23 protein-coding genes are annotated in these 26,012 nt (G+C 73.3%); 11 read left to right on the top strand and 12 right to left on the bottom strand.

The annotated features are described in order from the left end of the window. The first annotated feature begins 78 nt into the window (after positions 1-78). A complete protein-coding gene (locus KPL60_RS20725) occupies positions 79-798 on the top strand; it encodes an SDR family NAD(P)-dependent oxidoreductase (RefSeq protein WP_226366873.1) in 720 nt (239 codons plus the stop codon). Between the two features lie 16 nt (positions 799-814). On the opposite strand, the gene KPL60_RS20720 is transcribed toward KPL60_RS20725, so the two are convergent. After that, a complete protein-coding gene (locus KPL60_RS20720; protein WP_226366872.1) occupies positions 815-1,591 on the bottom strand; it encodes an alpha/beta hydrolase family protein in 777 nt (258 codons plus the stop codon). A gap of 54 nt (positions 1,592-1,645) precedes the next feature. Here KPL60_RS20720 and KPL60_RS20715 point away from each other — a divergent pair, with 54 nt between their 5' ends. Together KPL60_RS20715 and KPL60_RS20710 are read left to right on the top strand one after the other, a co-directional pair. Beyond that, entirely contained in the window at positions 1,646-2,857 is a 1,212-nt protein-coding gene (locus KPL60_RS20715) for a macrolide family glycosyltransferase (protein WP_226366871.1), read from the top strand. A gap of 129 nt (positions 2,858-2,986) precedes the next feature. Then, a complete protein-coding gene (locus KPL60_RS20710) occupies positions 2,987-4,504 on the top strand; it encodes an alpha/beta hydrolase (RefSeq protein WP_226366870.1) in 1,518 nt (505 codons plus the stop codon). Between the two features lie 7 nt (positions 4,505-4,511). On the opposite strand, the gene KPL60_RS20705 is transcribed toward KPL60_RS20710, so the two are convergent. Beyond that, the gene (locus KPL60_RS20705) at positions 4,512-5,534 is read right to left on the bottom strand and encodes a YdcF family protein (RefSeq protein ID WP_226366869.1); all 1,023 of its coding nucleotides are present in this window, start codon (positions 5,532-5,534) and stop codon (positions 4,512-4,514) included. 144 nt (positions 5,535-5,678) lie between these two features. Between KPL60_RS20705 and KPL60_RS20700 the strand changes: the two genes are divergently transcribed. After that, a complete protein-coding gene (locus tag KPL60_RS20700; protein ID WP_226366868.1) occupies positions 5,679-7,103 on the top strand; it encodes a ferric reductase-like transmembrane domain-containing protein in 1,425 nt (474 codons plus the stop codon). 43 nt (positions 7,104-7,146) lie between these two features. Here KPL60_RS20700 and KPL60_RS20695 read toward each other — a convergent pair whose 3' ends face one another. The 3 genes from KPL60_RS20695 to boxC form a co-directional block, all read right to left on the bottom strand. After that, positions 7,147-7,710, bottom strand: coding sequence for a hypothetical protein (locus tag KPL60_RS20695; RefSeq protein WP_226355473.1), 564 nt, complete (start codon positions 7,708-7,710; stop codon positions 7,147-7,149). A 109-nt stretch (positions 7,711-7,819) separates the two neighbouring features. Then, entirely contained in the window at positions 7,820-9,232 is a 1,413-nt protein-coding gene (gene boxB / locus KPL60_RS20690) for a benzoyl-CoA 2,3-epoxidase subunit BoxB (protein ID WP_062400733.1), read from the bottom strand. Between the two features lie 3 nt (positions 9,233-9,235). Next, positions 9,236-10,948, bottom strand: coding sequence for a 2,3-epoxybenzoyl-CoA dihydrolase (gene boxC / locus KPL60_RS20685; protein ID WP_226366867.1), 1,713 nt, complete (start codon positions 10,946-10,948; stop codon positions 9,236-9,238). A 192-nt stretch (positions 10,949-11,140) separates the two neighbouring features. On the opposite strand from boxC, the gene KPL60_RS20680 reads away from it, so the two are divergent. Beyond that, complete coding sequence (locus tag KPL60_RS20680; RefSeq protein WP_226366866.1) at positions 11,141-11,665, top strand: DUF3558 family protein; 525 nt, start codon at positions 11,141-11,143, stop codon at positions 11,663-11,665. Positions 11,666-11,668: 3 nt separating this feature from the next. Here the strand turns inward: KPL60_RS20680 and KPL60_RS20675 are convergent, their stop codons facing one another. Both KPL60_RS20675 and KPL60_RS20670 read right to left on the bottom strand, forming a co-directional pair. Further along, entirely contained in the window at positions 11,669-12,112 is a 444-nt protein-coding gene (locus KPL60_RS20675) for a GNAT family N-acetyltransferase (RefSeq protein WP_178374194.1), read from the bottom strand. Positions 12,113-12,208: 96 nt separating this feature from the next. Next, complete coding sequence (locus KPL60_RS20670; protein ID WP_226355477.1) at positions 12,209-13,876, bottom strand: benzoate-CoA ligase family protein; 1,668 nt, start codon at positions 13,874-13,876, stop codon at positions 12,209-12,211. A gap of 127 nt (positions 13,877-14,003) precedes the next feature. Here KPL60_RS20670 and KPL60_RS20665 point away from each other — a divergent pair, with 127 nt between their 5' ends. Continuing rightward, entirely contained in the window at positions 14,004-14,810 is an 807-nt protein-coding gene (locus KPL60_RS20665; protein ID WP_226366865.1) for a PIG-L family deacetylase, read from the top strand. Here KPL60_RS20665 and KPL60_RS20660 read toward each other — a convergent pair. Beyond that, complete coding sequence (locus tag KPL60_RS20660) at positions 14,803-15,921, bottom strand: acyltransferase (protein ID WP_226366864.1); 1,119 nt, start codon at positions 15,919-15,921, stop codon at positions 14,803-14,805. The two genes, KPL60_RS20665 and KPL60_RS20660, sit on opposite strands and share 8 nt — an antisense overlap. Positions 15,922-16,161: 240 nt before the next feature. Between KPL60_RS20660 and ctaD the strand changes: the two genes are divergently transcribed. Genes ctaD through KPL60_RS20640 form a run of 4 tightly spaced genes read left to right on the top strand, consistent with a single transcriptional unit; the run spans position 16,162 to position 20,558 of the window. After that, complete coding sequence (gene ctaD, locus KPL60_RS20655; protein WP_226355480.1) at positions 16,162-17,916, top strand: cytochrome c oxidase subunit I; 1,755 nt, start codon at positions 16,162-16,164, stop codon at positions 17,914-17,916. Positions 17,917-17,963: 47 nt separating this feature from the next. After that, the gene (gene serB, locus KPL60_RS20650) at positions 17,964-19,175 is read left to right on the top strand and encodes a phosphoserine phosphatase SerB (RefSeq protein ID WP_374203834.1); all 1,212 of its coding nucleotides are present in this window, start codon (positions 17,964-17,966) and stop codon (positions 19,173-19,175) included. Then, the gene (locus KPL60_RS20645) at positions 19,172-19,927 is read left to right on the top strand and encodes a peptidyl-tRNA hydrolase (RefSeq protein WP_226355481.1); all 756 of its coding nucleotides are present in this window, start codon (positions 19,172-19,174) and stop codon (positions 19,925-19,927) included. The genes serB and KPL60_RS20645 overlap by 4 nt, the downstream gene beginning before the upstream one ends. A 10-nt stretch (positions 19,928-19,937) precedes the next feature. Further along, positions 19,938-20,558, top strand: coding sequence for a carboxymuconolactone decarboxylase family protein (locus KPL60_RS20640; protein WP_226355482.1), 621 nt, complete (start codon positions 19,938-19,940; stop codon positions 20,556-20,558). A 17-nt stretch (positions 20,559-20,575) separates the two neighbouring features. Here KPL60_RS20640 and KPL60_RS20635 read toward each other — a convergent pair whose 3' ends face one another. Together KPL60_RS20635 and KPL60_RS20630 are read right to left on the bottom strand one after the other, a co-directional pair. Continuing rightward, positions 20,576-20,992 carry an organic hydroperoxide resistance protein gene (locus KPL60_RS20635; protein WP_226355483.1) on the bottom strand — a complete coding sequence of 139 codons (417 nt, stop codon included), beginning with the start codon at positions 20,990-20,992 and terminating at the stop codon, positions 20,576-20,578. A 73-nt stretch (positions 20,993-21,065) separates the two neighbouring features. Beyond that, positions 21,066-23,159, bottom strand: a complete 2,094-nt coding sequence (locus KPL60_RS20630; RefSeq protein WP_374228728.1) for an ATP-dependent DNA helicase — start codon at positions 23,157-23,159, stop codon at positions 21,066-21,068. A gap of 145 nt (positions 23,160-23,304) precedes the next feature. Here KPL60_RS20630 and KPL60_RS20625 point away from each other — a divergent pair, with 145 nt between their 5' ends. After that, positions 23,305-24,195, top strand: a complete 891-nt coding sequence (locus tag KPL60_RS20625; RefSeq protein WP_226355484.1) for a thioesterase family protein — start codon at positions 23,305-23,307, stop codon at positions 24,193-24,195. Between the two features lie 98 nt (positions 24,196-24,293). Here KPL60_RS20625 and KPL60_RS20620 read toward each other — a convergent pair whose 3' ends face one another. Both KPL60_RS20620 and KPL60_RS20615 read right to left on the bottom strand, forming a co-directional pair. Next, a complete protein-coding gene (locus tag KPL60_RS20620; protein WP_226364609.1) occupies positions 24,294-24,920 on the bottom strand; it encodes an MBL fold metallo-hydrolase in 627 nt (208 codons plus the stop codon). Beyond that, positions 24,920-26,008: an S-(hydroxymethyl)mycothiol dehydrogenase gene (locus KPL60_RS20615; RefSeq protein WP_226366863.1), complete on the bottom strand. Its 1,089-nt coding sequence runs from the start codon at positions 26,006-26,008 to the stop codon at positions 24,920-24,922. The genes KPL60_RS20620 and KPL60_RS20615 overlap by 1 nt, the downstream gene beginning before the upstream one ends. Positions 26,009-26,012: the final 4 nt, after the last annotated feature.

The following is a 26,012-nucleotide window of genomic DNA, read 5'->3' as shown; positions in this document are numbered from 1 at the left end:
CCGTCCCCAGCCTGGTACGACCGGTCCCCGGCTACGCCGTGCCTGGCCGGACCCACCGGCCGGGCGCAGGCTCGTGCCATGACCGACTCCACGATCGTCCTCGTCACCGGCGCCAACAAGGGCCTCGGCCTCACCACCGCCCGGCGCCTCGGCGCGCTGGGCCACACGGTCCTGCTGGGCTCCCGCGACCACGGCCGCGGGACCGAGGCCGCCGGGAAGCTGGCCGCCGAGGGGATCGACGCCGTCGCCGTCGACCTCGACGTCACCGACGACGCGTCGGTCACCGCGGCGGCCGACCGCATCCGGGCGGAGTACGGCCACCTGGACGTCCTGGTCAACAACGCCGGCGTGGTCGGCGGCCGCTCGGCCGCGGCGGACACCACCGCCGACCTGGTCCGCACGACCTACGAGACCAACGTGTTCGGCCCGGTCCGGGTCACCCACGCGATGCTCGGTCTGCTCGCGGCGGCCCGGGCCCCGCGGATCGTCATGGTGTCCAGCGGCCTGGGGTCGCACGGGCTGACCGCCGACCCGGAGCGGATCGAGTCCCGGGTGCCGGGGTTCGCCTACCAGTCGTCGAAGGCGGCGCTGAACATGGTCGCCGCGCGGTACGCCGCCGAGCTGCCCGACGTCCACGTCGCCGTGGTCGACCCCGGCTACACCCGGACCGACCTCAACGGGAACTCCGGCACCCAGACCGTGGAGGAGGGCACCGACGCGATCGTCGCCGCCGCGACCGGGGACGCGGCGGCGGCGTCGGGCTCCTACTCCGACCGGCACGGCCCGCTGCCCTGGTGAACGGGCACGCGAGGGCTCAGCGGGGCAGCGGCAGCCAGTCCAGGACGTCGCGGATCCGGGCGTCCCAGTAGCCCCACTCGTGCTCGCCGGGGCCGAACGCGGTGGTCACGGACACCCCGGCGGCCCGGGCCAGCTCGACGAAGCGCACCGACTGCGGGTGCAGCGGGTCCTCGGTGCCGGCGCACGCGTACAGCGCGGGCGCGGTGGCCGGGTCGAGCCGGGCGAGCAGGGTGGACAGGTCCGCGTCGGTGCCGGCCACCGGGGCGCCGTCGAGGATCCGCTCCCAGATCCGGGGGTCCTCCTCGCGCGGGGGGCCCGCGGCCAGCGCGGCGAGGTCGAGCGCCCCGGACAGCGACGCCGCGGCCGCGAACCGGCCGGGCTCGGCCAGCGCCCAGGACAGCGCGCCGTAGCCGCCCATCGACAGGCCCGCCACGAACGTCTCCGCCGGGTCGGCCGACACCCGGAAGAACCGCGCCACCAGCGCCGGGAGCTCCTCGGTCACCCAGGTGCGGTAGCGGCCGCCGTAGGCCTGGTCGGTGTAGAAGCTGCGGTGCACCTGCGGCATGACGACGGCGAGACCCAGTTCGTCGGCGTACCGCTCGACGGCGGTGTAGCGGGTCCAGGCGGTGTCGTCGTCGGACAGGCCGTGCAGCAGGTAGAGCACCGGCGGCGGGGCGTCGAGGTCGCGCACCCCGGCGCCGATCCGGGTCCGCGACGGCTGGGGCAGCAGCACCGTGACCGAGGTGGCCAGTCCGAGGGAGTCGGCGACGACGTCGCAGCGCAGCCGGGCCATTCCGGCGGTGATCCTCGTCGGCGCGCGACCGGCCGGTCAAGGCACACTCTGGTCGTGCACGTCCTCATGTCGACCACCGCCGCGCACGGCCACGTCCACCCGAACCTGCCGGTGATGGCCGAGCTGGTCGCCCGCGGCCACCGCGTCACCTACCCGGTCCCGGAGCGGTTCGCCGAGGCCGTCGCCGCGACCGGGGCGACGCCGCTGCGGATCCGCACCGACCTGCCCGACCCGGCGAAGGGCGAGCAGTGGCCCGACGGCGGGATCGAGGCCATGCGGCTGTTCTCGGCCGAGGCCCGCTCCGCCTACGACCAGATCGCCGACGCGCTGCAGTACGAGCACCCCGACGTCGTCTGCTACGACGGCAGCGGCTGGGCCGGGCACGCGTTCTCCCGGGTCCGGGGCATCCCGCGGGTGGAGCTGTCCCCGCACATGGTGGCCTGGGACGGCTTCGAGACCGACATGGCCGAGGCCTTCGCGTTCCTGGAGACCCCCGAGGGGCTCGCCTGGCGCGCCGAGCTGGACGCCTGGCTCGACGAGGTCGGCGCCGGCGTCGGGAACCGGGAGTTCCTGGGCCACCCCGACCGCTCGGTGGCGCTGATCCCCGAGGCGATGCAGCCCGAGCTCGACCGGGTCGACCGCGACCGCTACACCTTCGTCGGCCCGGTCATCGGCGACCGCTCGCACCAGGGGCTGTGGCCGAAGCCGAAGGCCCCGCTGCTGCTGGTGTCGCTCGGCTCGGCCTACACCGACCGGCCGGAGTTCTGGCGGGCCTGCATCGAGGCGATGACCGGCACCGGCTGGCAGACCGTGCTCGCCACCGGCCCGCACGTGTCCGCGGACGACCTCGACGCGGTCCCCGACGACGTCACCGTCCGCGAGTGGGTGCCGCAGCTCGCGCTGCTGGCGCACGCGTCGGCGTTCGTCACCCACGCCGGGATGGGCGGCTGCACCGAGGGGCTCTGGCACGGGGTGCCGATGGTGGCCGTCCCGCAGGCGGTGGACCAGTTCGGCAACGCCGACCGGATCGCCGCGCTCGGGGTGGGGGAGCACCTGCCCGCCGGTGACGTGACCCCGGAGGCGCTGCGGGAGGCGGTGCTGCGGGTGTCGTCGTCGGAGACCGTCGCGCGCCGCTGCGCCGAGGAGAAGGCGACCGCCCGGGCGGCCGGCGGGGCCGCGGCCGCCGCGGACGTCGTCGAGGGTCTGGCGCCCTCCGCGCTGTGCGCGGCCTGCGCACTCGTCGGTGGCTGCGGGGGACGCCGCTGAGCCCGTCCCGACCCCCGCTGGTCCGTTCGGGGCACCGTCGGGCGTGGCGATTGTGGACACAGCGTTGCTAATGGCAACGTCTGCCTCTCGGTCGGGGGGCGGGCGCGTGCGCCCGGAGAGGTGGAGCCGGTGCGCAGGACGATCATCACGCTGCTCGTCGCCGTCGGGGTGACGCTCGGGACGGCCGGTCCGGCCCTGGCCGCGCCCGCCCCGCCCGCGCCGCCGCCGGGGCAGGGCATCACGTGGGGTCCGTGCACGAGCCCGTCGCTGCAGCAGGCCAAGGCCGAGTGCGGCTTCCTGAAGGTCCCGCTGGACCACGCGCAGCCCGCCGGCAAGAAGATCGAGATCGCGGTGTCGCGGATCCGGCACACCGTGCCCGAGGCCCGGTACCAGGGCGTCGTGCTGGTCAACCCCGGTGGCCCGGGCGGCCCCGGGCTGGGCCTGTCCCGGCTCGGCGGCGCCGTCCCGAAGAACGCCGGCGCCGCCTACGACTGGATCGGCTTCGACCCGCGCGGGGTGGGCACCAGCCGTCCCGCCCTGACCTGCGACGCCGACTACGGCGGCTACGCCCGCCCCGACTACCGGCCGGAGAACGGCGCCGAGAAGGCGTGGTTGCCGAAGGTCGAGGCGTATGCCCAGGCCTGCGGCAAGGCCGGCGGCGACCTGCTCGCGCACCTGCGCACCGAGGACACCGTCCGCGACATGGACCTGATCCGCCAGGCCCTGGGCGCGAAGCAGATCAACTACTACGGCTTCTCCTACGGCACGATGCTCGGCCAGGTCTACGCCACGATGTTCCCGGACAAGGTCCGCCGGATGGTCCTCGACGGCGTCGTCGACCCCCGTGACTGGTGGTACCGGGCCAACCTGAACCAGGACGTCGCGTTCCAGCGCAACATCGAGACCTTCTTCGACTGGGTCGCCAAGAACGACGCCACCTACCACCTCGGCAACACCGGCGACGCCGTCGAGAAGCGCTTCTACGACCTCGCCGCGGAGTTCCGGAAGGCCCCGCTGGGCGGGAAGATCGGGTCCTCCGAGTGGACCGACATCTTCCTGCGCGCCGGCTACAACGTGGGGGAGTACACCTCCGTCGCCGACGCGTTCGTCGCCGGCACGAAGAAGGACGCGGCGAAGCTCAAGGCCGCCTACGACCAGGCCGGCTCGCCGACCGACGACAACAACTACGCCGTCTACCTCGCCACCCAGTGCACCGACGCCCCGTTTCCGCACGACTGGGCCACCTGGAAGCGCGACAACACCGCCACCGACCGGAAGGCGCCGTTCGAGACCTGGGGCAACGCCTGGTACAACGCGCCGTGCCGGGACTGGCCGGTGAAGCCCGGGCCCGCGCCGAAGGTCGCCGGGAAGCTGAAGACCGGTCCGCTGCTGATCTCCGAGACCTACGACGGCGCCACCCCCTACGAGGGCGCACTCCAGGCCCGGCGGACCTTCCCCGGCTCGTCGCTGGTCGAGGGCGTCGGCGGTCACACCCACTCGTCGTCGCTGTCGGGGATCGCGTGCACCGACGACACGGTCGCCGACTACCTGCTCACCGGCGCGTTGCCGAAGCGGACCGGCGGCGACCGGTCGGACAAGCAGTGCCCGCCGCTGCCGCCGCCGTCCCCGGCGGCCGTGGGCGGCTGAGCCGGCCTCAGCCGGCGACGAGCACGAGCACCAGCGGTACCGGGACGGCGACGAGGGCCAGCAGCACCGCGTTCGCCACCCGGTACTCGCGCAGCACCGCGACGAACTCGCGCAGCACCGCGCTGGGCCAGTAGTAGCCGGCGGTCGGCGCCCCCACGGCCTGGGCGTCGACGCCGAGCCGCCGGGCCAGCAGCGCGGCCCGGAACGCGTGGTAGTTGCTGGTCACGATGACGCCGGGGCCGTCGCCGACCAGCGCCGAGCTGAACCGCAGGTTCTCCTCGGTGGTCCGCGAGGCGGTCTCCGCGGTCAGCACCGCCGGGTCGGCGCCGTGCGCCGCGGCCCAGCGGGCCATCGCCTCGCCCTCGGCGAGCCGCTCGTCGTCGCCCTTCCCGCCGGACAGCACCAGCCGTCCGGCCCCACGCCGGGTCAGCTCGTCCATCCCGGTCGCGATCCGCGACGCCAGCAGCGGCGGCACCTCGCTGCCGTGCAGCCCGGAGCCGAGCACGACCACCCAGTCCGCGGGCCGGTCGCGCACCAGCCACCGGTAGAGCCGCGCGTAGCCGAGGAACGCGGCGAACTGGAACGCCAGGAACGCCGCCGCGAGCAGGCAGGCCAGCCACAGCGCGCGCAGCACGAGCGAGTGCAGCGCCAGCACCGGCCAGACCGCGACGAGCAGGCCGATGATCGCCAGGCCGGTGAGCAGCGACAGCGAGTTGCCGAGCGAGAACCGCTCCCGGCGCAGCATCACCGCGCCGTTGAGGACGCAGAACACCGCGAACACCACCGTGATCAGCGGCGACAGCACGATGAGGAGCCCGAGCGCGCCGAACACCGGGTTCCCGCCGGACCCGGCGACACCGAGCACCCACCCGAGGAGCAGCGTGGTGGCCAGCAGCCAGTAGGCGTTGCCCAGCCGTCGGGGGTCGCGCCGGATCCGCCGCACGGTGAACACGGTGACGACGACCGCGAGCACGGCGGGCAGCACGACCGCGAGGACGGTCACGAGCAGGGTGAGGTACGAGTCGGACATCGACGACGATCCTTCTCCCCGCCCCACGGACCGGCCCCCGACGGTGCGGGCGGCCACCCGGTCGTGGCGGTCGGCGGTCGCCCCGGTGCGCCGGACCGGGTCCGGCGACGGCGCCGCCCGGTGGTCGGGGAGGATGGCGGCACTGTGTCGTCCCTCTCCGCCCCCACCGTCCGGGTGCCCGGTGGCCGCTTCAAGCCGGACCCACCGGTCCCCGCGCGCGACGTCGCCCGCGCCGACCGCCGGGTCCGCCGTGCGACGGGGGTGCTCGCCGCCCTGGCGGTGCTGCTCGTCCTCGCCTGGTGGGTCGACGGCGGCGGCCCCGCCGGGCTGCTGGAGGGCGGCACCGGGGCCGTCGCCGAGACCGGACGGCTCTGCGGGCTGCTGGCGTCGCTGCTGCTGCTCGGGCAGGTGCTGCTCGCCGCCCGGATCCCGCTGCTGGAGCACGCGTTCGGCCAGCGGCACCTCATCGCGCTGCACCGCGGTACCGGCATCGCCTCGTTCGCCGGGATGCTGGCGCACGTCGGCTGCGCGAGCTGGGCGCACGGCCCCGCCGGTGCGGGTCGCGTCCCCGCCGGGTTCTGGCAGCTGACGTGGACCTGGCCCGGGATGGTCGCGGCCTCGCTCGGCACCGTCCTGGTGGTGCTCGTCGTCGTGACCAGCGCGCGGTGGATCCGCACCCGGCTGCGCTACGAGTGGTGGCACCTGCTGCACCTGTGGGGCTACGCCGGGGTGTTCCTCGCGCTGCCGCACCAGCTGTGGGCGGGGCGGGAGTTCACCACCTCGCCGTCGCGGACGGTGTTCTGGTGGGGGCTGTGGATCGCCGCGGTGCTCGCCGTCGTGGTCTGGCGGGTCGCGGTCCCGGTGCTCCGGTCGCGCCGGCACCGGATCACCGTCGCCGCGGTGCTGCCCGAGGGCGACGGCAGCGTGTCGGTGCACATGACCGGTGACCGGCTGCGCGAGCTCGGCGCCTCGGCCGGGCAGTTCTTCGTCTGGCGGTTCCGGTCCGGGCGCGGCTGGCCCGCGGGCAACCCGTACTCGCTGTCGGCGCCGCCGACGGCCCGCTCGCTGCGGATCACCGTCAAGCAGCTCGGCGACGGCAGCGCCGCCGTCCCGAACCTGCGGCAGGGCACCCGGGTCTACATCGAGGGCCCCTACGGCAGGCTGACCCCGCGCACCCGGACCAGCCCGCGGGTCGCGCTGATCGGGGCGGGCGTCGGGATGACCCCGTTGCGGGCGCTGGCGGAGAAGTTCCTCAACGAGTCCGCCGACGTCGTGGTGGTGCACCGCTTCACCCGCGAGCCGCTGTTCGCGCGGGAGTTCACCCGCCTGGCCCGGGAGCGGAACCTGCACGTGGTGGCCTCGCCCGGGCGTCGCCGGGGGGCGGGGTCGTGGTGGGGCGCCGACGCGGGCCGGGCCGACGACCTCGCCGCGCTGCGGGCCCGGATCCCGGACATCGCGGTGCGCGAGGTGTACGTGTGCGGACCCGGCCGGTGGACCGCGATGGTCCGGCGCACCGTGCTCGACGCCGGGGTGCCGGAGCGGCGCGTGCACGTGGAGAACTTCGGCTGACGGCGCGTCCGGGAGCCCGGGCCGGTTGGGCGGGGCGGACGGCTCAGGGCGCCAGACGCTGCAGCAGCGCCATGACCTCGCCGAGGGTCGTCTCGACGACCCGCAGGCGCTGCCCCTCCTCGCTGCCGGGCGGCACGGGCGCGCCCGCCGCACCGGGACGACGACGGGGCAGCGCGGCCGGGGCGCCGGTGCCCGACGTGCCCGGAGCGGTCGACCCCGGGTCCGGCCGACCCGTGTCCGGCGTGGCCGGGTCCGGCGAACCCTCGGCCTCAGCGGCCGGGGTCGCGGGGGCCGGGTGGTGCCGTCGTTCCAGCTCGTCGAGGCGCTGCAGGGTCGCCTGCAGGGTGGCCTCCGCGCTGTCCGCCCGCACGGTCTCCCGGCGGCCCTGCTCCACGAGCCGGGCGACCCAGCTCGCCCAGGCGTCGACCTCGGCCCGCCGGTAGCCCCACGGGGCGGTGCCGAACACCGGGGGCGACGCGTCGTCGTCGGCGCCGCGGCCGAAGCGGGCGGCCACACCCGCGCCGCCGACCCGGTCGTCGACCCGGTCGGCGGTGTCGCCGGCGTCGTCGTCGCGTTGTGTGCCCGCCGCACCCCGTCCTGTCACCACGGGGTCAGTCAACGGGCCCGATCCGGGGTCACGCGAGCGCGACGGGCGGCGAACGGTCACCCGGTCGGCGAACGGTGACCACTCTCGGTGAACGGTCCGGTGTGGACGATCAGGCGAGGTGGACGTACTCGTACTCGAACGGCTTGCCGTTGATCCCGTTCGACGGCGGCGCGATCCAGCCCGCGATCTTCCCGGGCTCGTAGACCGGGCGCATCAGGTTCTGCACGAACGTCCGGTCCGCCTCCGACGGCAGCCAGTCGTCCTGGCGGGACGCCCACACGTCGGCGGAGATCAGGTCGCCCTTCGGCGTGAGCTCGTGGGAGGAGAACAACCCGACCTGCCGGTTGAACCCGACGTGCGGGAGATAGACGCGGTCGTCGAACCCGTTCTTCTCCAGGATGCGGTTCCAGCGCTTCAGCCCGGACTGGCAGTCCTTCACGTACTCGTTGCGCAGGTCCAGGTTCAGCGCCAGCAGGGCCGGGACCTCGTCGGTGACGACGCCGCCGTCGCGGACCTGCTCCATGCCGTAGCCGTCCTCGGTCAGCACGTGGTCGTCGCGACGCCGCTCCTCCTGCCAGCGGCCCTTGAGTCCGGCGGTGAAGTAGTTCGCCGCGTTCGTCGACTGCTCGGAGCCGAACAGGTCGAGGCTGACCGAGTAGTGGAAGTTGATGTACTTCTGGATCACGTCCAGCGGGATGCCGCCGTGCGGGGCGATGTCGGCGGTGTCGTGTTCGCGCATCAGCTCGCAGGTCCGCTGGATCACCCGGTCGATCCCGGTGGTGCCCACGAACATGTGGTGGGCCTCCTCCTTCAGCATGAACTCGCAGGTGCGCGAGAGCGGGTCGAAGGCGGACTCCTTCAGCGTGCCGAGCTGGTACTTGCCGTCCCGGTCGGTGAAGTAGGTGAACATGAAGAACGACAGCCAGTCCGGGGTCTCCTCGTTGAACGCGCCGAGGATGCGGGGGCTGTCCAGGTCACCGGAGTTGCGCTGCAGCAGCGCCTCGGCCTCCTCGCGGCCGTTGCGGCCGAAGTAGGCGTGCAGCAGGTACACCATCGCCCAGAGGTGGCGGCCCTCCTCGACGTTGACCTGGAACAGGTTACGCAGGTCGTAGAGGCTGGGGGCGGTCTCGCCGAGGCGGCGCTGCTGCTCGACCGAGGCGGGCTCGGTGTCGCCCTGGATGACGATCAGGCGCTGCAGGTCGGCGCGGTACTCGCCGGGGACCTGCTGCCAGACCGGCTCGCCGCGGTTCTCGCCGAAGGCGATCCGGCGGTCGTCGGAGCGCTCGGCCAGGAACACGCCCCAGCGGTACTCCTCCATCGCGACGTGGCCGAACTGCGCCCAGCCCTCCTTGCCGACGTCGACGGCGGTACGCAGATAGACGTCCTGGGTCGGCACGGCCGGGCCCATCGTCTTCCACCAGGTGAGGAAGTTGGGCTGCCACGACTCCAGGGCGCGCTGCAGCTTGCGGTCCCCGGCGAGGTCGACGTTGTTGGGGATCTTCTCCGAGTAGTCGATGCTCATCGCTCAGACTCGCTTCCGGTCGAAATCGGCCCTGCGGCCCGTCCCGTACTTGCGCAGTGCACCCTCCGGCCCGGAGGCGTTCGGGCGCACGAAGATCCAGTTCTGCCAGGCGGTGAGCCGGCCGAAGATGCGGCTCTCCATCGTCTCCGGCCCGACGAACCGGTGGTTGGCCTCCATCCCGGTCAACGCGTCCGGCGAGAGCGAGGCCCGCTCCTCGAGCATGATGCGGACCTCGTCGTCCCAGTCGATGTCGTCCGGGGCGTCGGTGACCAGGCCCAGCTCCAGCGCCTCGCCCGCGGTGAGGCGGCGCCCCACCTCCTTGCGGAGCGTGGCGACGTGGTCGTCGTCGCCGTGGAAGCGGCTCGCGAGCCGGGACGGCCCGTTGGGCATCGGGAAGGTGCCGAAGTTCGACGCCGTGAGCATGATCTGGGCCTCGTCGCCCTGCTCGTCGCCCTCGATCGTGCCGTCGAGCATGTACTGGCGGTCGCAGGCCAGGGCCAGCTCCAGCAGCGCACCGGCGAAGCAGGAGCCCGGCTCGACCAGCGCGATCAGGCTGCGGCTGGTGACGTCCAGGCGCTTGAGGGTGCGCTTGAAGTAGTGGCGGATCTCGTTGACCAGCCAGTCGTCGCCGGAGTGCTGCTCGATGACGCGCTCGAAGACCAGCGCGTCCTCGACGTCGCCCCGGGTGCGGATCACCCAGGTGCCCAGCTCCGGCTCGTTGCTGCGCAGACGCAGGACCAGGTCGTCGAGCTGGCGGGTCATGGCCAGCGGCCAGAAGTCCGCGCCGAGGGCGTGCACGCGCTCGATGCTCTCCGGGACACCGCCCTCGGGCCCGTCGACGGTGATCTCCACCAGGCCCCGGTCGCGGTCGAACTCCGCGCGCACGTGCGGGTAGGTGATGCCGTCGGCGGTCTCGGTGCGCTCCAGCGGGGGCAGCTCGATCCCCTCGTCCGCGGGCAGCCGCGTCGACGCCGCCGCGGCCTCGACGGCCCGCTCGGCCACCGTCTCGTCCCAGCGGCGCTTGGGGATCACCTCGTCGACGAGCTTCCACTCGACGGCCTGCCTCCCGCCGAAGCCCTCGGACCTCGTGGCGAACACGTCGGCGCGGTCCTTGCGGACGCGGCGCTTGTCGGTGACGCGGGTGAGGCCGCCGGTGCCGGGCAGCACGCCCAGCAGCGGGACCTCGGGCAGCGCGACGGTGGAGGAGTTGTCGTCGATCAGCAGGATCCGCTCGCAGGCCAGCGCCATCTCGTAGCCGCCGCCGGCGGCCGTGCCGTTGACGGCGGCGATCCAGGTCTGGCCGGAGTACGCGGTCGCGTCCTCGATGCCGTTGCGGGTCTCGTTGGTGAACTTGCAGAAGTTCACCTTCCACGGGTGCGAGGACCCGGCGAGCATCCGGATGTTCGCGCCCGCACAGAAGTTGCGGTCCTTGGCGCTGGTCAGCACGACGGCCCTGACCTGCGGATGGGTGAACCGCAACCGCTGGGTGATGTCGTAGAGCTCGATGTCGACGCCGAGGTCGTAGGAGTTCATCTTCAGCTCGTAGCCGGGGACGAGGCCGCCCGCCTCGTCGACGTCGAGCTTCACGTACGCGACCGTGGGGTCGTCCGGGTCGAGCGCGAGCTGCCAGTGCCGGTAGCCCGACGGGTCGCGGTCGAAGTCCACCCGCGGGACGGCGCCGTCGTCCGGGTCGACGGACGGGTCTGCACTGCTCATGGACTCCGCTCCTCCTCGCGTCGTTGCGGCCATCAAAGACTACAACCAGATGACGTGGCGACGGAAGAGTGTGGAGTGTCTGCGATCACGGCGAGCCGCCGGACCGGCTCGCGCCGACCGGTGTGACGGCCACGACCGCCGGACCTCCGCATTCCGCCCCGGCGCCGGACCGGTCCGGGAATGATCCACTTCGTGCATCGATCCCCGCTCGTGGGCCTCGCCCTCGCCGCCGTGTCCCTCTCCCTGCTCGCCGGCTGTTCCGGAGGGCCCGGGGCCGCCACCCCGGCCGCCGCGCCGGCCCTGGACCTGTCCGCGCCGCCGTGCTCGTACGTCCCGGAGGGCGAGCTGGCCGGGCTCGGCCTGACCGGGCCGGGCACGGCCACCGGCGAGCCCGCGCCGAGCTGCCGCTGGGACACCGTCGGCACCGGGGGCGGGACGGCGGGGTTCTCCTTCTCCGTGCCGACGACGCTGCTCGTCGCCGCGCAGCCCGGGGCCTTCGACGCCGGGCTCACGCAGATGCGCACCCAGGGGTCCGCGGTCACCGAGGAGACCCTCGACGGTCGCCGCGCCGCGGTGTCGCAGACCGAGGGTGTCTGCCTCGTGGTCGTCGACGCCGGATCGGGGATGCTGTCGGTCGTCGGCTCCGCCCCGTCCGACCCCTGCGGCGCGGCCCGGAAGATCGTCTCGACCGCGCTGCGCACCGCGGGCGCGGCCTGAGCCTCAGCCCTGGTTCTGCACCAGCGCGGCCGGGACCTGCTTGCGCAGCTCGCCGACGTCGTTGCGGGCGAAGCCGCGCGCGGTGAGCCAGGCGGTCACCGGCTCGGGGTCGGGGTGGCCGTGCGGCACGACGTTGTAGAGGTAGTTCAGCCGCCGCCGGCCGGCCTCGGCCTCCAGCCGCTCCAGCACGAACGAGCCGACGCCGGAGTGCCGGGCCGCGGGGGCGACGAGGACCAGGATCTCGGCGTCACCCCAGCTGCCGTCGAGCCGGCCGTAGGCGACGGTCGTGCCGTCGGCGTCCTCGACGCGCCACCACTCGTCGCCGAGCGGGTCGCCGTCGCCGGGACGGCCGAGGCCGAACAGCGCGGGGTCGAGACCGTCGAGCACCCGGCCCTTCCGGTCGTCCCAGGTCGCGGGGGTCTCCGGGATCCAGTCCCACGTGTCCACGCCGGCCTCCTCGCCGTCGGTGTGTCCGCCGAGTGAACCCCGGCGGAGCGGCCCGGGTCGAGCGAACGTCCTACATCGAGACACTCCGGACGGTCCTCAGACCACCGTCTCCGGGTCGCCGGGGTGCCCGGTGGCCCCCGGCAGCGCGGCGGCGTGCGCGCGCAGCCGGTAGCGCTGGATCTTCCCGGTGGGGGTCTTGGGCAGCTCGTCGACGGTGACCACGGCGCGCGGCCGCTTGAACGACGCCAGCCCCTCGCGGCAGAACGCGACCAGCTCGGCCTCCGACGGCGCCGCCGCCGGGTCGCGGGGCACGACGAACGCGACCGGCTTGTCCAGCCCGTCGTCGTCCGGGATCCCGACGACGACCGCCTCCGCGAGCCCCGGGTGCTCCAGCAGGCGGGTCTCGACCTCGCCGGGGGAGACCCAGATGCCCCCGACCTTGAGGACGTCGTCGGCCCGGCCCAGGCAGGTCCACGACCCGTCCTCGCCGCGGACGTACTGGTCGCCGGTGCGCATCCAGCGGCCCTGGAACACTGCGCGGTTGACCTCGGTGCGGCACCAGTAGCCGGTGCACACCGAGTCGCCCGCGACGTAGAGCATGCCCTGCTCGCCGGGGCCGTCGATGACGCTGCCGTCCGGTCGTCGCAGCTCCACCTCGTAGCCGGGGACCGGGAAGCCGGAGCTGCCCGGCACGACCTCGCCCGGCCGGTTGGAGATGAAGATGTGCAGCGCCTCGGTGGAACCGATGCCGTCGAGGACCTCGAAGCCGTAGCGGTCGAGCACGCCGTGGAACATCCGCGCGGGCAGCGCCTCGCCCGCCGAGGCGCCGCGGCGCACGGTGGCGAACCGCTCGCGCGGCAGCTCGGCGGCGATCATCGGGCCCCAGAAGCTGGGGACGGCGAAGAACAGCGTCGCGCCGTGCTGCTCGGCGAGGCGGGAGTAGTGCTCGGGGTTCGGCCGGGACGGTTCGAGGACGGCGCAGGCGCCGACCGAGAGCGGGAAGAACATCGAGTTGCCGATGCCGTAGGCGAAGAACAGCTTCGCGACCGACAGGCAGACGTCGTCGCGGTGGATGCCGAGGACCTGGCGGCCGTAGGTGTCGGCGACGAACCGGATGTCGTCGTGGCGGTGCATGGCACCCTTGGGCTTGCCGGTCGTGCCCGAGGTGTAGAGCCACAGCGCCTGGGACTCCGCCCAGGTCGGGTGCGGCTCGGGCAGCGGGTCGGCGCCGTCGAGCAGGGCGTCCCAGGTCAGGGAGGTGACCCCGGTGACCAGCGGGTCGGCCCCGGTGAGCACGACGCGCTCCAGGTCGGGCGCCCCCGCGACGGCCTCGGTGAGGTGCGCGGCGAACGCCTCGCCGCCGATCACGGTGGTCGCCCGCGAGTCCCGGACGAGCACGGCGAGCTCGCGCCCGGTCAGCATCGTCGAGCACGGCACGGCGACCGCGCCCGCCCACAGGGTCGCGAGGATCGCGGTGAACAGCTCGACGTCGTCGGGCATCACGAGCAGCACGCGCTGCTCGGGCCGCACGCCGGCCCGGCGCAGGGCCCCGGCGACGAGCCGGACCCGGTCGGTCAGGGCGGCGTAGGTGAGCGAGCCGCCGGGGAACCGGACGGCGGTGCGGCCGCCGTCCCCGGCCCCGACCCGGGCGGCGGTGAGGTGCGCGGCGGCGTTGAACGCCTCCGGCGCCTGCTGCGCGCTGCGGGGGACGGGCACGGTGGTGTGGGCGGGATCGACGTTGTCGACGCTGACGACATCGGCCATGGTGGGTGGCTCCTGTGCCGGTTCGGGGACCTGTGATGCTACACACATCGGACGGCGCGTCAACGGTTTGTAGATCGACGACGGCCCGGTGCGGGGCGGCCGGGACCGGCTCCTAGGCTCACCGTCCGTGGGGACCCTCGTCAGCTTCCATGCCCATCCCGACGACGAGTCGATCGGCACCGCGGGCACGCTCGCCAAGGCCGCCGCGCTCGGCCACCGCGTCGTCCTCGTCTTCGCCACCCGTGGCGAGCTGGGGAAGCCGGTACCCGGCGTCCTGGCCGAGGGGGAGCAGCTGCCGGTCCGCCGCTCCGCGGAGTGCCACGCCTCGGCCCGCACCCTCGGCGTCGCCCGCGTGGAGTTCCTCGGCTACGTCGACTCCGGGATGATGGGCGAGCCCAGCAACGACGCCCCCTACTGCTTCTGGCAGGCCCCGGTGGAGCACGCGGCCAAGCGGCTCGCGCTGATCCTCGAGGAGGAGGAGGCCGACGTCCTCACCACCTACGACGACAACGGCGGCTACGGCCACCCCGACCACATCCAGGTGCACCGGGTCGGTGCCCGCGCCGGGGAGCTCGCCGGGGTCCCGGTCGTCGCGCAGAACACCACCAACCGCGACTGGCTGCTCCGCGGCATGCGCGGGCTCCAGAAGGAGCGCGGCGGCGACTGGCAGATGCCCGAGATCCCCGACGACGGGTCGTTCGGCAAGCCCGAGTCCGAGATCACCCACCGGGTCGAGGCCGTCGAGTACGCCGAGACCAAGCGGGCCTCGATGCGCGCGCACGCCAGCCAGATGGGCCCCGACCACTTCATGCTGACGATGCCGGACCCGGTGTTCGCGATGGGTCTGGGCACCGAGTTCTACATCGTCGACGCGCAGCCCAACCCGGCCACCGCGCCCGAGATCTGGACCGAGGTCTTCGAGCCGCTCAGGTGACGCCCGCGCGCCGGTCCCACGCCCGCATCAGCGCGGCGTGGGCCGGGCGTTCCACCAGCCGGGTCAGCGCCCAGCCGAGCAGCACCGCCGTCGCCAGCATCGCCGCGGACTGCGCCAGCGGCCCGGCGCCGAGGTCCTGCAGCCGGCGCATCAGCACGTAGCCGACGGTCTGGTGCACCAGGTAGACGCCGTAGGAGATGCCGGCGAGCCTGCGCACCGCCGTCGCCAGCGGGGCGGGCATCCGCGAGCCCGGCCGGGGCAGCCGGGCCACCACGGCGACGAGCGCGATCCCGGCGCAGACCAGCGCGGCGGCGACCGCGTCGAGGTGGTCGAGGTCGATCCGCACGACGCCGTCGGGCCCCGGCTCGAGGCCGTGCACGAACTGGGCCAGGCCGCACACCGCGAGCAGGGCGATCGCGTGCGGGGTGCGCATCCGCCGCGTCGACCACAGCCACACCGCGATCCCGGCCACGAACAGGTGCAGCCGGTGGAACCCCAGCCCGTCGACGACGGTCCGGTACCACCACGGCGGGTCCGCGACGTCGCCCGGCCGCGCCCGCAGCGGCCACAGCAGCAGCGGGACGACCACCATCGCCCACAGCAGCACCCGCAGCCGTGGCCCGTACCCCCAGCGCGTCACGCTCAGCACCGCGGCGGCGGTGAACGCCATCAGCTGCAGCGGCAGCGTCCAGAACGCCGGGTCGAGCCACGGGTAGCGCTCGGTGTCCCAGTTCCCCAGCATCAGCCAGTTGACGACCATCTCCCGTGCCGGCGGCGACGCCCAGTCCGGCGGGGACACGAAGCGCAGGGCCACCCAGGCCAGCGGCACCGCGACGACGAACGCCGGCAGCAGCCGCGCGACCCGGCCCCACCAGTAGCGCCCGGGGGAGTGGCGCCCGAGCGTCGCGCAGGCGAAGTAGGCCGAGACGACCAGCAGCAGGCTCGCCCCGACCTGGTGGTCGAAGGAGAGGCTGCGCGGCGCCAGCTCCGGGTGGAGCACCGGTCCGAGGTGCGTGGCGTGGTAGAGCACGACCAGCAGCACGAAGGTGCTGCGCAGTACGTCCCAGCCCGGCTCCCGGCGACGGGTGCCCGGCGGGGGTGTCGGAACCACCACATCTCCACCGTCGCACACCGCCGGCGACCTGTTGATCCGGGTGAAGGGCGCCCTGAGTGCGCGGTCGGGGGGTGTCGGTTCTACTCTCCGTAGAGCACAATCGGCGCGCGCCGTGCGACGAGCCGGGACCCACGAAGTGGATCTCCCGGACCGGACGGGCGCCGCTCGCCGGTCGGGAAGTACAGTCTGCCCGTCCGCGAGGACGTGCTCAGGTCAGGCAAGTGCATGGAGGCCCAGGTGACAGCCGTCGAGCCCAAGCCGATCTCGACGCGCCCGTATCCGGCGCGGCGTGAGGGCAAGGGATCCACGTTCCTCAAGATGTTGAGGACGACGGACCCGAAGGACATCGCGATCCTCTATCTGACGACGTCGTTCGGCTTCTTCGCCGTCGGCGGGGTCATGGCGCTGCTGATCCGCGCCGAGCTCGCACGGCCGGAGCTGCAGTTCCTGTCGACCGAGCAGTACAACCAGCTGTTCACCATGCACGGCACGATCATGCTGCTGCTGTTCGCGACGCCGATCGTCTTCGGTTTCGCGAACTACATCGTGCCGCTGCAGATCGGTGCCCCCGACGTCGCGTTCCCGCGGCTCAACTCGTTCTCGTACTGGCTGTACCTGTTCGGCGGCCTCATCGTCGTCTCCGGCTTCCTGACCCCGGGCGGCGCGGCGGACTTCGGCTGGTTCGCCTACACCCCGCTGTCGGACGCGGTGCGTTCGCCGGGGCCGGGCGGTGACCTCTGGATCATGGGTCTGGTCGTCTCCGGTCTGGGCACGATCCTCGGTGGCGTCAACTTCGTGACGACCATCGTCTGCATGCGCGCGCCGGGCATGACGATGTTCCGGATGCCGATCTTCACCTGGAACATCTTCATCACCGCGCTGCTGGTGCTGATCGCGTTCCCGATCCTGACCGCAGCGCTGCTGGCGCTGGCCGCGGACCGCCACCTCGGTGCGCAGATCTTCAACCCGGCCAACGGTGGTGTGGTGCTCTGGCAGCACCTGTTCTGGTTCTTCGGCCATCCGGAGGTCTATATCGTCGCGTTGCCGTTCTTCGGCATCGTCTCGGAGATCTTCCCGGTGTTCTCCCGCAAGCCGCTGTTCGGCTACAAGGGCCTGGTCTTCGCGACCATCGCCATCGCGGCGCTGTCGGTCGCGGTGTGGGCGCACCACATGTACGCCACCGGCGCGATCATGCTGTCGTTCTTCGCCTTCACCACGTTCCTCATCGCCATTCCGACGGGCGTCAAGTTCGTCAACTGGATCGGCACCCTGTGGAAGGGCAAGATCACCTACGAGACGCCGATGCTGTTCTCGGTCGGCTTCCTGGTCACGTTCCTCTTCGGTGGTCTGACCGGCATCCTGCTCGCGATGCCGCCGGTGGACTTCCACGTGTCGGACACCTACTTCGTCGTCGCGCACTTCCACTACGTGCTCTACGGCACGATCGTGTTCGCGACCTTCGGCGGGATCTACTTCTGGTTCCCGAAGATGACCGGCCGGTTCCTCGACGAGAAGCTCGGCAAGATCCACTTCTGGCTGACCTTCGTCGGGTTCCACCTGACGTTCCTGGTGCAGCACTGGCTGGGCAACGAGGGCTACCCGCGTCGCTACGCGGACTACCTGCCCTCGGACGGCTTCACCACGCTGAACACGATCTCCTCGATCGGCGCGTTCATCCTCGGTGCCTCGACGCTGCCGTTCTTCTACAACGTGTTCAAGAGCTACCGGTTCGGCCGGGTCTGCACCGTCGACGACCCGTGGGGCTTCGGCAACTCGCTGGAGTGGGCGACCTCGTCCCCGCCGCCGCGGCACAACTTCACCGAGCTGCCCCGGATCCGCTCCGAGCGCCCGGCGTTCGACCTGCACTACCCGCACCTGGTCGAGAAGGCGCGCGCCGAGGCGCACGTCGGCAACCGGGCGCACCCGACCGAGGTCCTCGCACAGTCGGTCGGCAAGGAGTCGCAGCCGGACAGCGACCCCAAGTCGAAGTAGTGGCCCCAGTACTTCCCGGTCCGGCCCGGCCCACCGTGCTCGTCACGGTGACCGGGCCGGACCGGCCTGGTGTCAGCTCCGTCCTGTTCACCGCGCTCACCGCGGCCGGTGTCGAGCTGCTCGACCTGGAGCAGGTCGTGGTGAACGGCCGGCTCACCCTGGGCGCGCTCGTCGTGCCGGCGGGGGACCCGGAGGACCTGCAGGAGACGGTCGGCGCGGCGATGGACTCCATCGCCATGACCGTGCACATCGAGATCCAGCGCGACGGCCGCCAGGCCGCCCGGACGCCGTCGACGCACGTCGTCACGGTGCTGGGCAGGCCGATCACGGCCCGCGCGTTCGGCGCGATCGCCGCGGAGCTCGCCGCGGTCGGCGCCAACATCGACTCCATCCGCCGGGTCGCCGACTACCCGGTGACCGGGCTGGAGCTGCTCGTCTCCCCGGTCCCCGAGGGCGACGCCGACGCCTACCCGCCCGGCACGCTGCGCAGGCGGCTGGTCCGGGTGGCCCGGCAGGCGGGCGTCGACGTCGCGGTGGCCCGGGCCGGGCTGGCCCGGCGCAGCAAGCGGCTGATCGTGTTCGACGTCGACTCCACCCTGATCCAGGGCGAGGTCATCGAGATGCTGGCCGCCCGCGCCGGGGCCGACGTCGAGGCCGAGGTCCGGCGGGTCACCGAGGAGGCCATGGCGGGCCGGCTCGACTTCACCGAGTCGCTGACCCGCCGCGTCGCCGCGCTGGAGGGGCTGCCCGCCTCCGTCGTCGACGAGGTGGCCGCCGGGATCGAGCTGACCCCCGGCGCCCGCACCACGATCCGCACGCTGCGCAGGCTCGGCTACCGCTGCGGCGTCGTCTCGGGTGGGTTCACCCAGGTCATCGCCGGCCTCGCCCGCGAGCTCAAGCTCGACTTCGTGGCCGCGAACGAGCTGGAGATCTCCGGGGGGACGCTCACCGGGCGGGTCGTCGGCGAGGTCGTCGACCGGGCCGGGAAGGCCGTCGCGCTGCGCCGGTTCGCCGAGACCCACGACATCCCGCTCGACCAGACCGTCGCGGTCGGCGACGGCGCGAACGACATCGACATGCTCTCCACCGCCGGGCTCGGCGTGGCGTTCAACGCCAAGCAGGCGCTGCGCGAGATCGCCGACACCTCGGTGTCGGTGCCCTACCTCGACGTCGTGTTGTTCGTCCTGGGCATCACCCGCACCGAGGTCGAGGCCGCCGACGCCGCCGAGGGTGTGCTCCGCCGGGTCCCGCTGGCGTGACCGGTCCCGCACCGATCCTGGATCTGCTCGCGGGCCGCTACGGGGCCGGGGCGCGGGAGCGCGACATCGCGCCGGAGGCCGACGGCGTCGTCCGGGCGATGCCGGTCGTGCTGCGGATCGAGCGCGACCCGCTCCCCGGACGCACCGCGCTGCTGGAGGCCGCCGCGACGGCCGCGGTCGCCGTCTGCACCGACCCGCGGGCCCAGCCCGGCGGCGAGTGGTCCGACGCCGTCGCCCCCTGGGTGGACGGGCGCATCCGCAAGATCGCCCGCCGGGCGCGCGGCGCGCACTGGCGTGCGGTCGGGGAGCTGCCCGGCGTGACGGTGCGGGTCGGCGACGCCGAGGCCCGCGCGCTGCTGCCCGGACCGGTCGACGAGGCGCCGAAGGTGGTCTCGCGGCTGCAGATCGGGGGCACCGAACTGCCCGTCGACGAGCCGGGCCCGCCCGACCCCGGCGCCCCGCTGGTGCTGCTGTCCCCGTACGCGGAGATGACGGTCGGCAAGGCCGCCGCGCAGGTCGGGCACGCCACGATGCTGCTCGGTGCGGCCCTCGGCTGGCCGGTCGGCGCGGCACCGGTGTGCGCGGTGCGGACCGCGGACCGGGCCGCCTGGGACCGGCTGTGCCCGGCCGCCGACGACGGCACCGACGGCGTGGTCGGGGTGCGCGACGCCGGCTTCACCGAGGTCGACCCGGGGACCATGACCTGCCTCGCGCTGGCCCGGGCCGCGTTTGCCGGGACCGCCGGGCGGTGATCCACCGGGTGTGACCACACATCCCTCCGCCGGTGCCCGCGACTGGGGCGGCCGGCTGCCCCGCAACGAGACCCTCGACCTCGACGACGAGCAGCGCGCCGCCGCCGAGCGGCTCCGCTCCGGCTCGGTCCGGTGGGCCGAGGAGTCCGGCTTCGCCGCCACCGACGACGACGGTGGCCTCATCGGCCCGTTCAACGCCTTCGTGCTGCGGCCCGGCCCCGGGAAGGCGTTCAACCGCTGGGTCGGCACCGACCAGCGGGACTCCTCGCTGTCGGCGACCGTGCGCGAGGTCGTGATCCTCACCGTCGGCGCGGCCTGGGGCGCGGCGTACGAGCTGTACGCGCACACCGCCGTCGCCCGGTCGGTGGGGCTGGCCGAGGACGCGGTGCGGGCGCTGCAGGACGGCACCGCCGCCGACGTACTGACCGGCGACGAGCTCGTCGTGCACCGGTTCGTCGACGAGCTCGTCCGCACGCACCGGGTGTCCGAGGGGACCTACGCCGCGGCCGAGGCCGCGCTCGGCCGCGACGGGGTGCTCGACACCGTGCACCTCACCGGCATGTACCTGTCGGTGTCGGCGCTGCTCAACGCCTTCGAGATCCCGGCGCCGGAGATCCCCCCGGCACCGTGACCACCCGGGCTCCGCGGTCAGACGGTCGCGGTGAGGGTGACCTCGACGTTGCCGCGGGTGGCCTTGGAGTACGGGCACACCTGGTGGGCGGCCTCGACGAGCTCGTCCGCGGCCGCCTGGTCCAGACCCGGCAGGTGCGCGGTGATGTCGGCGGCCACGTGGAAGCTGACGTCGTCGGGCGCCAGCTGGATCGTCGCGGTGACCTGGGCGTCGTCCGGGACGGCGGTCTTGGCCTTGCGGGCGGCCATCCGCAGCGCGCCGTGGAAGCAGGCCGCGTAGGCCGCGGCGAACAGCTGCTCGGGGTTGGTGGCGCCCCCGGGGCCGCCCAGCTCCGGCGGCATCTTCAGGTCCTGGTCGATGAAGCCGTCGTCGCTGCGGATGTGGCCGTCGCGGCCGCCGCCGGTCGAGGTGGCCTCGGTCGTGTAGTTCGCCATGGGTGCTCCTCCGGACTCGATTGGTTGCACACAACCTATCTCGGGTCGGGGGTCGTCCGCCGTATGGAGCCGGTCACGACGACTCGCGCAGCCGCCGCAGCGCGCCGTGCACCTTCTCCCGGTCGGTGGTCTCCCAGAACGGGGGCAGGCTCGCCCGCAGGAAGCCGCCGTAGCGCGCGGTCGCGATCCGCGGGTCCAGGATCGCGACGACGCCGCGGTCGTCGGTGGCGCGCAGCAGCCGTCCGGCGCCCTGGGCGAGCAGGAGCGCCGCGTGCGTCGCCGACACCGACAGGAAGCCGTTCCCGCCGCGTGCGTCGGTGGCCTTCTGCCGGGCCGCGATCAGCGGGTCGTCCGGGCGCGGGAACGGGATCCGGTCGATGATCACGCAGGACAGCGACGGGCCGGGCACGTCGACGCCCTGCCACAGCGACAGCGTGCCGAACAGCGAGGTCTCCGGGTCCTCGGCGAACCGCTTGACCAGCAGCATCGTGGAGTCGTCGCCCTGGCACAGCAGAGGGGTGTCGAGCTTGCCGCGCAGCGCCTCGGTGGCCTGCTTCGCCGCGCGGGTGGAGGAGAACAGGCCCAGCGTGCGGCCCCCGGCGGCGCGGACGAGTCCCTCGATCTCGTCGAGGGTCTCCGGCACGAGGCCGTCGCGGCCGGGGCTGGGCAGCCGCCGGGCGAGGTAGAGGATCCCGGACTTGGCGTGCGCGAACGGGGACCCGACGTCGAGGCCCTGCCAGCGCGGCGCCTCCGGGTCCTGGACCGGGCCGTGCCCCTCGTCGACGCTCGACGGCGGGGTGGACCCGGCCTCCCGGGGTTGCGACGCGGGCAGGCCCCACTGCCGGGCCAACGCGTCGAACGACCCGCCCAGGGCCAGCGTCGCCGAGGTCAGCACAGTGGTGCGGGTGTTGAACAGCCGCTCGCGCAGCAGCCCGCCCACCGACAGCGGCGCGACCCGCAGCACCTTGTGGCGGGAACCGTCGGGCCCCTGCTCACCCAGCCAGACGACGTCGCGGCGCGTGGCCGCGTCGGTCTCCTTGAACGTCTCCAGCAGCCGCGCGGCGGTGTCGACGACCTCGTCGAGCACGGCCTGGGCGAGCTTGCGGGCGGCGGCGCCCTCGGGGTCGGCGTCGTCGCTGCGCTTGTTCGCGCCCATCGACTGCCGGCAGCCCGCCCCGGCCGACAGGATCGCGTTCAGTGCGCCCGCGGCGGCGGTGCCCAGCGACTCCCAGCGCCCGGGAGTCATGTCCTCCAGCACCGCGGCGAGACCCTCACCGGCCTCCGCGAGCCGGTCCGCGGTGTCCTGGTCGACGAGCTTGCCGCAGCGCCGGGCCGCGGTCGCGACGGTGTCCGCGGTCAGCTCGGCGGTGGCCGCGCCGGTGACCCGGTCCACGAGCTCGTGCGCCTCGTCGACGATCACCACGTCGTGCTCGGGCAGCACCTGTGCCTCGCCCATCGCGTCGATCGCGAGCAGGGCGTGGTTGGTGACGACGATGTCCGCCCGCCCCGCCTCGGCCTTGGCCTTCTCGGCGAAGCAGTCCTCACCGACCGGGCAGCGGCTCGCGCCGAGGCACTCCCGTGCCGTCACCGACACCTGCCGCCACGCGGAGTCCGGGACGCCGGGGACCAGCTCGTCGCGGTCCCCGGTCTCGGTGTCCGACGACCACTCGTGCAGCCGCTTCACCTGCCGCCCGAGCGCCGAGATGGCGAACGCGTCGAACAGTTCCTCGGAATCGTCGGCTGTGTCCCCCATGTCGCCGTGGAGCTTGTTCATGCACAGGTAGTTCCGCCGCCCCTTGAGGATGGCGAAGGTGGGCTCGCGGCCCAGCACCTTCTTGAGGCTCTTCGCGACGCGCGGCAGGTCCCGGTCCACGAGCTGGCGCTGGAGCGCGATCGTGGCCGTCGAGACGACGACCGTGGTGTCGCGGGCGATCGCGTGCCGGATCGCGGGCACGAGGTAGGCCAGCGACTTCCCGGTGCCGGTGCCCGCCTGCACGGCCAGGTGCTCCCCGGACGACAGCGAGCGGCGCACCGCGTCGGCCATCCGGTCCTGGCCCTCGCGGCGTGACCCGCCGACCGAGGTGACGGCCACCTCGAGCAGCTCGTGCACACCGGGCAGGTCCTGGGTCCGCACGGGGGCCGTCGAGGGGGGAGGCACGTCCGGCAGGTTACCGAGCGCCCCCGACAGGTCCGGCCGTGACCGTGCCGCCCGGCACCCGGGACCGCGCACCCGGCGTACCCGGGCAGCTCACCGGGTGTGATATCGGACGGCCGGTTGCCGGTGAGCGGCGACACAGCGTCACGATGGGGGGGTGACAGCAACCATCACGACGCCGACCGTGCCCGAGCCGGGGATGTTCCCGGTGCTGATCGAGCACGAGGCCCGCTACGCCGACCTCGACCCGAGCCGCCGGATCGGCCGCGACGCCCTGGTGCGCTGGTTCGAGGACGCCCGCGTCGCCGTCGAGCGCGACACCTTCGGCGCCGACCTGGTCGCCCGCCTGCAGTCCCGCGTGCGGCTGCTGCTCGCCGCCATCCGGGTCGACGTGCTGGCCCCGCTGCGGGTCACCGGCTCCTACCGGATCGGTGTCGGCGTCAGCCACATCGGCACCACGTCGTTCTCCTACCGGTACGCGGTCTTCGCCGGCGACGAGTGCGTCGCCACCGGCGAGTCGACCTCGGTGCACACCGACGGCGACGCCCCGGCCCCGCTGACCGACGAGGTCCGCGGCGCGCTGACCACCCTGCGCATCGAGGCCCCCGCCCCGGTCCGTCCCGAGCGCGGCGACGCCCGCGCCGTCCGCGAGAACTACCCGTTCCGCTGGGACGTCCGCACCCGCTTCACCGACCTGGACACCAACCGCCACGTGAACAACGTCGCGCTGGCCTCCTGGTACCTCGACGGCCTCGCCGAGCTGCACTCCGACGTGCTGGGCTACCCCGCGGGCGGCCCGCTCGACGGGCTCTCCCCGTCGACGCTGTCGGTCCAGTACCTCGCCGAGGTGCACTACCCGGGCATCTACCAGATGCGCGTCGCGGTCACCGAGATCGGCGAGGACACCGTCCGCTACGTCTGCGGCCTGTTCCACGACCGCGAGCTCATCGGCCTGGCCGAGGCCGAGGGCTTCCACCACGCCCCGGGTGAGGACGGCGACCCGGTCCTCCTCGCGGAGAAGCTCGCCCCGTTCCGCTTCCGGGACTGACCCCGCACGTGCACCGAGATGCGGCCCAGCGGGAGTTGTGGATCTCCACACCCCGCTGAGCTGCATCTCCGCGACGGATCCCGCGTCGAGGGGCGGGGTCAGGATCCGTTGCGGATCCATTCCTCCAGGTGGGGCGCCTCGTCGCCGATGCTGGTGGAGTCGCCGTGTCCGGTGCGGACGCGGGTGTCGGCGGGCAGGGGCAGCAGCGTGGTCCGGATCGACTCGATGATCGTGTCGAAGCTGGAGTAGGACCGTCCGGTGGCGCCGGGTCCGCCCTGGAACAGGGTGTCGCCGGTGAACACGATGCCGAGTTCGGGTGCGTAGAGGCAGGACGAGCCCGGTGAGTGGCCGGGGGTCTGCAGCACGGTCAGGTCGATCCCGCCGGCGGAGAGGACCTGGCCGTCGGCGAGTTCCTGGTCGGGCTTGCGGTCGGGCCAGGTCATGTCCCACAGCACCTGCTCGGCGGGGTTGAGCAGGATCGGCGCGCTGAACCGGTCGGCGAGGGCGGGGGCCTGGTTGACGTGGTCGTCGTGGGCGTGGGTGCACACGACGGCCTTGACGCGGCGGTCGCCGACGGCGGTGGCGATGGCGTCGGCGTCGTGGGCGGCGTCGATGACGAACACCTCGCGGTCGTCGCCGACGATCCAGACGTTGTTGTCGACGTCGAAGGATCCGCCGTCGAGGTTGAAGGTGCCGGAGGTGACGACGTGGTCGACCGGGGCCATCAGAGGATCACCACCGAGCGGAGGACCTCACCGGCGTGCATCTTCTCGAAGGCCTGCTCGACGCCGTCGATCCCGATCTCCTCGGTGACGAACTTGTCGAGCGGGAAGCGTCCCTGCAGGAACAGGTCGACGTACATCGGGAAGTCGCGGCTGGGCAGGCAGTCGCCGTACCAGGAGGACTTGAGGGCGCCGCCGCGGCCGAAGTAGTCGATGAGCGGGATCTCGGGTGCCTGCAGGTCCGGGGTCGGGACCCCGACGAGGACGACGGTGCCGGCGAGGTCGCGGGCGTAGAAGGCCTGCTTGTAGGTCTCGGGGCGTCCGACGGCTTCGATGACGACGTCGGCGCCGTTGCCGTCGGTCACGCTCTGGATGTACTCGACGGGGTCGGTGTCCTTGGCGTTGACGGTGTGGGTCGCGCCGAACTCGCGGGCCCAGTCGAGTTTCCGGGGGTCGGTGTCGACGGCGATGATGGTGGTGGCGCCGGCGAGCTTGGCGCCGGCGATGGCGGCGTCGCCGACGCCGCCGCAGCCGATGACGGCGATGGAGTCGCCGCGTCCGACGCCGCCGGTGTTGACCGCAGCGCCGAGTCCGGCCATGACGCCGCAGCCGAGCAGGCCGGCGACCTTGGCGGGGGCGTCGGGGTTGACCTTCGTGCACTGTCCGGAGTGGACGAGGGTCTTCTCGATGAACGCGCCGATGCCGAGTGCGGGGGACAGTTCGGTGCCGTCGTCGAGGGTCATCTTCTGGGCGGCGTTGTGGGTGTCGAAGCAGTACTGGGGTTTGCCTTTCTTGCAGGCCCGGCAGTTGCCGCAGACGGCGCGCCAGTTCAGGACGACGTAGTCGCCGGGTTCGACGTCGGTGACGCCCTCGCCGACGGATTCGACGATGCCGGCGGCTTCGTGGCCGAGCAGGAAGGGGAACTCGTCGTTGATGCCGCCGAGTTTGTAGTGCAGGTCGGTGTGGCAGACCCCGCAGGCCTGGATCTTGACCACGGTCTCACCGGGACCGGGGTCCGGGACGATGATCGTCTCGACGGAGACGGGCTTGCCCTTCTCGAGGGCGACGACGCCCTGGACACGCTGCGGCACAGTG

It is taken from the genome of Pseudonocardia sp. ICBG162, from assembly GCF_020496225.1.
GTDB classification, from domain to species: Bacteria; Actinomycetota; Actinomycetes; order Mycobacteriales; family Pseudonocardiaceae; genus Pseudonocardia; species Pseudonocardia alni.
Note: the sequence above shows the minus strand (reverse complement) of the source record. Positions and strands in the feature narration are given on the sequence as shown.

Bases quoted from the DNA above. Each gene is read 5' to 3' on its own strand.
- boxC (WP_226366867.1), bottom strand. From the start codon at position 10,948: ATGAGCAGTGCAGACCCGTCCGTCGACCCGGACGACGGCGCCGTCCCG.
- KPL60_RS20705 (WP_226366869.1), bottom strand. From the start codon at position 5,534: ATGTCCGACTCGTACCTCACCCTGCTCGTGACCGTCCTCGCGGTCGTG.
- KPL60_RS20720 (WP_226366872.1), bottom strand. From the start codon at position 1,591: ATGGCCCGGCTGCGCTGCGACGTCGTCGCCGACTCCCTCGGACTGGCC.
- KPL60_RS20670 (WP_226355477.1), bottom strand. From the start codon at position 13,876: ATGGCCGATGTCGTCAGCGTCGACAACGTCGATCCCGCCCACACCACC.
- KPL60_RS20620 (WP_226364609.1), bottom strand. From the start codon at position 24,920: ATGGCCCCGGTCGACCACGTCGTCACCTCCGGCACCTTCAACCTCGAC.
- KPL60_RS20725 (WP_226366873.1), top strand. From the start codon at position 79: ATGACCGACTCCACGATCGTCCTCGTCACCGGCGCCAACAAGGGCCTC.
- KPL60_RS20635 (WP_226355483.1), bottom strand. From the start codon at position 20,992: ATGGCGAACTACACGACCGAGGCCACCTCGACCGGCGGCGGCCGCGAC.
- boxB (WP_062400733.1), bottom strand. From the start codon at position 9,232: ATGAGCATCGACTACTCGGAGAAGATCCCCAACAACGTCGACCTCGCC.